The 6553-nt window shown below is 44.0% G+C and carries 6 protein-coding genes; 2 read left to right on the top strand and 4 right to left on the bottom strand.

Annotation, left to right across the window (positions count from 1 at the left end; translation table 11 throughout):
- Window positions 1–189: 189 nt before the first annotated feature.
- Both DEU30_RS13520 and dnaB read left to right on the top strand, forming a co-directional pair.
- The gene (locus DEU30_RS13520) at window positions 190–1149 is read left to right on the top strand and encodes a DUF4097 family beta strand repeat-containing protein (protein WP_114982466.1); all 960 of its coding nucleotides are present in this window, start codon (window positions 190–192) and stop codon (window positions 1147–1149) included.
- Window positions 1150–1244: 95 nt separating this feature from the next.
- Window positions 1245–2639 (top strand): replicative DNA helicase, encoded by a 1395-nt coding sequence (gene dnaB / locus DEU30_RS13515; RefSeq protein ID WP_011235161.1) that lies wholly within the window; start codon window positions 1245–1247, stop codon window positions 2637–2639.
- A 6-nt stretch (window positions 2640–2645) separates the two neighbouring features.
- On the opposite strand, the gene DEU30_RS13510 is transcribed toward dnaB, so the two are convergent.
- From DEU30_RS13510 to zur, 4 genes are read right to left on the bottom strand one after another with little or no spacing between them, the layout of a single operon-like run.
- Complete coding sequence (locus DEU30_RS13510) at window positions 2646–3116, bottom strand: chemotaxis protein CheX (protein ID WP_114982465.1); 471 nt, start codon at window positions 3114–3116, stop codon at window positions 2646–2648.
- Between the two features lie 3 nt (window positions 3117–3119).
- Window positions 3120–3626, bottom strand: coding sequence for a DUF6702 family protein (locus tag DEU30_RS13505; protein WP_114982464.1), 507 nt, complete (start codon window positions 3624–3626; stop codon window positions 3120–3122).
- Entirely contained in the window at window positions 3619–5949 is a 2331-nt protein-coding gene (locus DEU30_RS13500; protein WP_114982463.1) for a M1 family metallopeptidase, read from the bottom strand. The genes DEU30_RS13505 and DEU30_RS13500 overlap by 8 nt, the downstream gene beginning before the upstream one ends.
- 36 nt (window positions 5950–5985) lie before the next feature.
- On the bottom strand, window positions 5986–6426 hold the full coding sequence (zur, locus tag DEU30_RS13495) for a zinc uptake transcriptional repressor Zur (protein ID WP_011235157.1): 441 nt from the start codon (window positions 6424–6426) through the stop codon (window positions 5986–5988).
- Window positions 6427–6553: the final 127 nt, after the last annotated feature.

Below are 6553 nucleotides of genomic sequence, written 5' to 3'. Positions count from 1 at the left end.
AAAATCCGTAGTTAGAAAACCTAACTACGGATTTTGAAGTCTCTGCCGGATCGGTCAACCGATCGCTAAAATTTTTCTTAACTGATCGGCATTAGCCTTCGGGCAGCTTTTTTTTTTGCAAAATTTTCATCACTAAAGTGATTCTTATGGCAATATGCTGTAACGGCGGAAAAAAATAGGGAGCGAAAAGTGAAAAAGATATTATCGTTAGTTGGATTCATACTATTGACGGTCAGTTCGGTTAGTCTGGCGCAGGAAAAAGTTGATGAGACACTTTCTACGTCGCCCGGGGCTCAGGTGTTAATTGACAACATGAGAGGGAAGGTCGAACTCATTACCCATGATAAAGACGAGATACGGGTCGTTGGTACATTAGATGAAAAAGCCGAGAGGTTTATTTTTGAACAAAGGGGAAGTCGTATCCAAATTAAAGTTGAGACCCCGCAAGAAAGAGGATTTAACTTTTCTTCGGATGATAAAGGTTCCGATCTGAAAATATACTTGCCTGACTCTATGGATATAAAAGTGAATGGCGTGTCTATGGAAGTCGTTGCTGAAGGCTTTAATGGTGGGTTGGAAATTCGGTTGGTTAGCGGGGATATAACAGTCAATCAAGTTGCCAATCGCATACTGCTGAAGACGGTTAGCGGGAATATTAACGCTGAAAAGATAAGCGGCGATGTTCGTTTTGAGACGGTCAGTGGCGATATTAAGGATATAAATAACAGTGCTGACTCCGCAACTTACCAGTCTGTTAGTGGTGATATTACCAGTCAATCGGATTCTATTTCTGATTTTACGGCACAATCGGTTTCGGGTGATATTAGCGCAAAAGTCGGCACACTGAATAAGGCTAAGATGACCACAGTTAGCGGCGATGCAATTTTAACTGCCGGTCTATCCGGGAGCGCGCGTATAGAGACTAACTCAGTCAGTGGTGACGTAACTTTGAAGTGGGTAGATGACATCCATGCAGATTTCAATATTAAGTCTAATGCTGGCGGTGAAATTACAAACCGCTTAAGCGACGAAAAAGCAACTGAAGCCGAGTGGGGGCCATCCTCTAAGTTAGAGTTTACAGTTGGTGATGGTGGAGCGTCGGTTTCCGCCACAACGGTTAGCGGTGAAATAACACTCGATAAAAATTAAATCGTGTTGTTAGGTGTTGCTTCGCTTTCTAAACAAGAGGGGATTTTGTATAGTAATCCCCTCTTATTATTTCCCTTTGCGAGACAACTTTCCCCATGGCAGAGAAGTCAAAAAAACGCGACGCGTCAATAGAAGCACTGCGCTCAGCACCCCATTCAATTGAAGCTGAACAATCCGTTCTTGGCGGTTTAATGCTCGATAATGATGCCTGGGACAATGTTGCCGGTAGCGTTATCGCTGAAGACTTCTATCATCGTTCGCACCGACTCATTTTTAAAGCCATGCATGAGCTTGCTCAACGCAGTCAGCCAATGGATTTGGTGACGGTTTCGGAAAACCTGGAAACGGCGGGAGAGCTGGAGCAAATAGGTGGCTTTGCCTACCTTGGTGAAATTGCAAAAAATACTCCCAGCGCGGCAAATATATTAGCTTATGCGAACATTGTCCGCGAACGCGCAGTGTTAAGAGAGATGATTGGTGCGGCAAATGATATCGCCGAGTCTGGTTACGATACTCAGGGTCGCAGCAGCGCAGAGCTGCTCGATCTGGCTGAATCAAAAGTCTTCCAAATTGCTGAGAAGCGAGTAAGTTCCAGCGAAGGGCCGCAAGGTATCAATTTAATTCTGCAGCGTACGGTTAGCCGTATTGAACAGTTGAGTAAACTGAAAAACAATAACGGTGTGACGGGTGTTTCTACCGGTTTTACTGACCTCGATCAGATGACCGCAGGCCTCCAGCCTTCCGACCTGGTTATCGTAGCGGCACGTCCGTCTATGGGTAAAACAACCTTTGCTATGAACCTGGCAGAGAACATTGCACTCAATGATGACCGCCCGGTACTTGTGTTTAGTTTAGAGATGCCCGCAGAGCAGTTGATGATGCGTATGCTGGCTTCACTTAGCCGGGTCGATCAGAATAAAGTACGTACAGGTAAACTTGAAGATGACGACTGGGCTCGCATCGCATCTGTTATGAACATGCTAAACGATAAGAATAATATCTACATAGATGACTCGTCTGGACTAACACCGACTGAAGTGCGCTCCCGTGCTCGCCGGATTCATAGAGAGCACAAAGGAATATCCATGATTATGGTGGATTATTTGCAGTTAATGACAGTTCCGGGGATGTCGGAAAACCGGACGCTGGAAATTGCAGAAATATCCCGTTCTTTGAAGTCCTTAGCGAAAGAGCTGGAAGTGCCTGTGGTGGCGTTGTCTCAGCTAAACCGTTCACTAGAGCAACGCTCCGATAAAAGACCCGTTAACTCAGACTTACGTGAGTCTGGCTCTATTGAGCAGGATGCTGACGTCATCATGTTTATTTACCGTGACGAGGTTTATCATCCAGACTCAGCAGAGCAAGGTTTAGCTGAAATTATTATCGGGAAACAGCGTAATGGACCTATTGGTAAAATTGAATTGAAATTCCATGGACAATTATCGAGGTTTGATAACTATGCCCGCCATGCCAGCGACGAGCGTTACTAGTCGTCGCTAATTGATTTTATCGAAGCAGATTTCGATGTATGCTTTACCTGAAACGTGGTTGAACGGCATAATCAGTTTCGAGCCTTCAGATTTATGAGAAATGGTATGGTCTTTACCTGAAACCACAATTGGAGTAGCCATATCAAAATCGTAACCTTTTTCACCTAGTGTCTTTTTGGCTCCGCCGGTAACCATATTCGTGATTTCGCCGACCATATCACAGACATCTTCGTTAATTGAGTTTGGTAACTCACCTAACATTTTATTCATGATTTCACAGGCCAGATTTTCCTCAAATGAAATTGAGAATGATCCTTTTATCTGTGGGCCCACCATACCGATGACGCCTGATACATCGCCCCGCGCGTACTCATCCTTTTTTAGTTGAGCTTTACCGGGCTTCAATTCCATTTGAGCCATCATCGACAAGACATTTTGCAGTGCTTGAAGAAATGGGTTTACGAACTCGGCATTCATTTTCTATTCCTTTATCTCTTGCTGGCACGTAATTGTGTCAGATGTATTTTCAATGGTCAGAATTAGGCTACGATTGCCATGATCATCGACGACATTGATAGTATTTACCTGGGCAGAAAAGCTATCCATTAATAGCTTATTTGAAACATCCCACCCACACAGGTTATCACGCTTCGGTATCTCCTGATAAACCCAAATTTTCTGGTAGTCAGCTTCAAAACCTACCCAGTTTGGCTCAACTTTATTTCCTTGCGAGTTTACCAGTTGAAACTTTTCAGTTATCCAGTCTCTGATATGTTTTTCAGAACCTTCTTCTTCCAGTCTAAAAGCCTTTCCCAGCCGCTTTTTAAGCACTTGTTGTACGTCATGCAAAGTATACTGATGAATAATTTCTATTGTTTGGGTGTTTTTATTCGCACTTATTTCGGTTAACCCAAAAAAATAGCGATGCGCTGATACAGAAGGTATCAGCGCGAACAAAAAAACAATAGCAGCAACAAGTTTAATCATCGTTGCCCGACTCCAACTCCTCGTTGAAGTCTTCCATCATGCTCTTATTACGGTCTTCACGCTTAAACAGTTCAATCCGGGATGGCACTGCTCTGGCTGGCCAGTAGTTGTTACTGGTATCAACATCTGCCGTCTCCCAGTTAGGGTCAACAACGACTTGAGTCAAAGTTTTATCGCGAATCAATAACTTGCTCACCTTTTCTGGAGAGCGACGCCATACTTCCGCCGGAATGCGAACATGTTCTTTACTGCCATCTTCAAACTGAAGATCTAGTAAAATAGGCATAACTAAGCCGCCTTTATTGGCGAAATCAAGTACGTAGAAGTTGCTGCCGTTCTTCAGCATTTCCCGCTGCTCTTCGTTAAGCCCCTCTATCAGCTCTTGATATTTGTTTCGGTCAGCGTTAGTGACAGTGTAGTCGTCGTTCTCATTATAAAAGTCAGTAAGATCCGGTTGCTGATGAATTTTATAATTAACGTCGGCATTACGCTGAGTTGTCAAAGACTCTGGCTCAGCATTTTCTTGCTGTTCTTGCCATGCTTTTTCGATTTCCGGATCTTGCGTATTAATAGTCAACTGATTGACTTGCTCAAGGGCGATATCGACATGGTCAGTAGAGTAGAACCAGCCTCTCCAGAACCAGTCTAAATCAACGCCGGAAGCATCTTCTATGGTTCTGAATAAGTCTTCTGGTGTAGGACGTTTAAATTTCCAACGCTGCGCATACTGACGGAAAGCGAAATCAAAGAGCTCACGGCCAACGATAGTTTCACGTAATATATTAAGTGCTGTAGCTGGCTTTCCGTAGGCATTATTACCAAATTGCAGAATCGACTCTGAGTTGGTCATAATAGGCATTTGGTTACTGCTGGCCATGTAACTGGTAATGTTACGCGGTTCACCGCGCCACGACGGATAATCTTTTTCCCATTTTTGTTCAGCCAGGAACTGTAGGTAAGTATTGATACCTTCATCCATCCAGGTCCACTGGCGTTCATCAGAGTTAACTACCATAGGAAAGTAAATGTGACCAATTTCGTGGATGATTACAGAAATTAGACCGTATTTGGTGCGTTTAGAGTAGTATTTCTCACCTGAATCCTCATCAACGTAAGGGCGCGGGCCATTAAAGGTAATCATCGGGTATTCCATACCACCAACAGGGCCGTTTACCGATATAGCGACAGGATAAGGATAGTCAAAGCTGTAATCGTTATAGTGCTCAATTGTGTGAATAATAGAAGCGGTCGAGTAACGTTCCCATAATGGATTGCCCTCTTCAGGGTAATACGACATAGCCAGCACATTGGTATCGTTCTTTTTGTAACCTTGCGCGTCCCAGATAAACTTGCGCGACGAAGCCCAGGCAAAGTCACGAACTTTATCTGCTTCGAAAATCCAGGTTTTAGTATTGCTGGTGCCTTCCTTCTGATTTTCTAATGCCTCTTCTTCAGTGACAATTTTTACCGGCTTGTCTGAATTACGGGCTTTTTCCAGGCGTTCACGCTGAGTAGAAGTGAGTACTTCATCGGGATTTTGCAAAACACCAGTAGAGGCTACAATATGATCCGCCGGAACCGTTATCTCTACGCGATAATCACCAAACTCTAAAGCGAACTCTCCGTTGCCGATAAACTGTTTATTCTGCCAACCTTCAGCGTCGTAATATGCGGCCATACGAGGGAACCACTGTGCCATCTCATACAGGTAGTTTCCGTCGTCTTCAAAGTACTCATAACCGCCGCGACCACCAAGTACTTCAGCTTCGATAATATTGAACTGCCAGTTGATATTAAAAGTGACACTTTCGCCGCTTTTAAGGGGCTCATCCAGATCCAGCCTTAGCATAGTGTCATTAACGTAATGTGCTAAAGGTTCACCATCTTCGTTACTGATTTCTGTAAGCTCATAACCGGCCGGAAACTCTTCCTGAGTGAGCATGCTTTCCATTCTGGAAAAGCTAACTCGGTCTAAATCTCCGGAGGCTTGACTCTGCGGCCCAATGGAGTCTTTCTTAAAGCGGTTCTGGTCAAGTTGAACCCATAAATAGCGCAAAGTATCGGGGGAGTTATTGGTGTACGTTATGGTGCTTTGTGCCGTAATACTCTGATTCTCATCGTCCAGAGCAACCTCAATTTTGTAGTCCGCTTCCTGTTGCCAGTAAGCATGTCCAGGAGCACCGGACGCGGTACGATAAATGTTCGGACTACGGAATTTATCATCGTTAAGCTGACGGAATTTATCTTCAAAAGCTTGAGCGGTTGCCGCCTGATTAACGGTTAAACAAACCGCTGCAGTGGCAATAAGATGATTGAGCTTCATAGTGTTACCTATTGTTATTATTTAATAGCGCTAATATTAAAGGCATTTAGTGCACAAACCATGTGCTTCTATAGTTTGGCTCTGAACCTTAAACCCTTGATCTTCGGCTTGATGTTTCAATTCGTCATAAACCCCTTCGGACTGAATTTCCTGAACATCGCCGCAGGAACTGCAGATTAACATTTGAACCGGATGTTGATGGTCGAAATGCGAGCAAAGAACAAAACTATTCGACGAAGTGATTTTATGAACGAAGCCTTGTTCTTGTAAAAAGTCTAAAGCGCGGTAGATTGTCGGGGGTTTTGCATTGGGCATGACTTCCCGCAGTTGATCGAGTAAATCATATGCGCCGACGGCTCCTGAATGCTCTGCGAGTATCGCGAAAACTTCGCGGCGGGCATTTGTCAGGCGGGCACCACGTTGTTGGCAGAGTTTTTCAGCTTTTTGTATAAGTCGTTGTGCTTCTTGAGCTTTCATTATTGACTACAATTTATGACCATTTTAGTCATTGTAGAGAGTTTTAGGGGTAAGGAAAAGGGTTTTACGGAAGAGGCTGCTTACTGGTGTATTCTGAGTTAAAATAGTCTGCTAAATATACTGACTT

Origin of the sequence: Idiomarina sp. 017G (assembly GCF_004362265.1) — a bacterium.
Classification (GTDB): domain Bacteria; phylum Pseudomonadota; class Gammaproteobacteria; order Enterobacterales; family Alteromonadaceae; genus Idiomarina; species Idiomarina loihiensis.
This window is presented reverse-complemented; position numbering and strand designations above follow the sequence as displayed.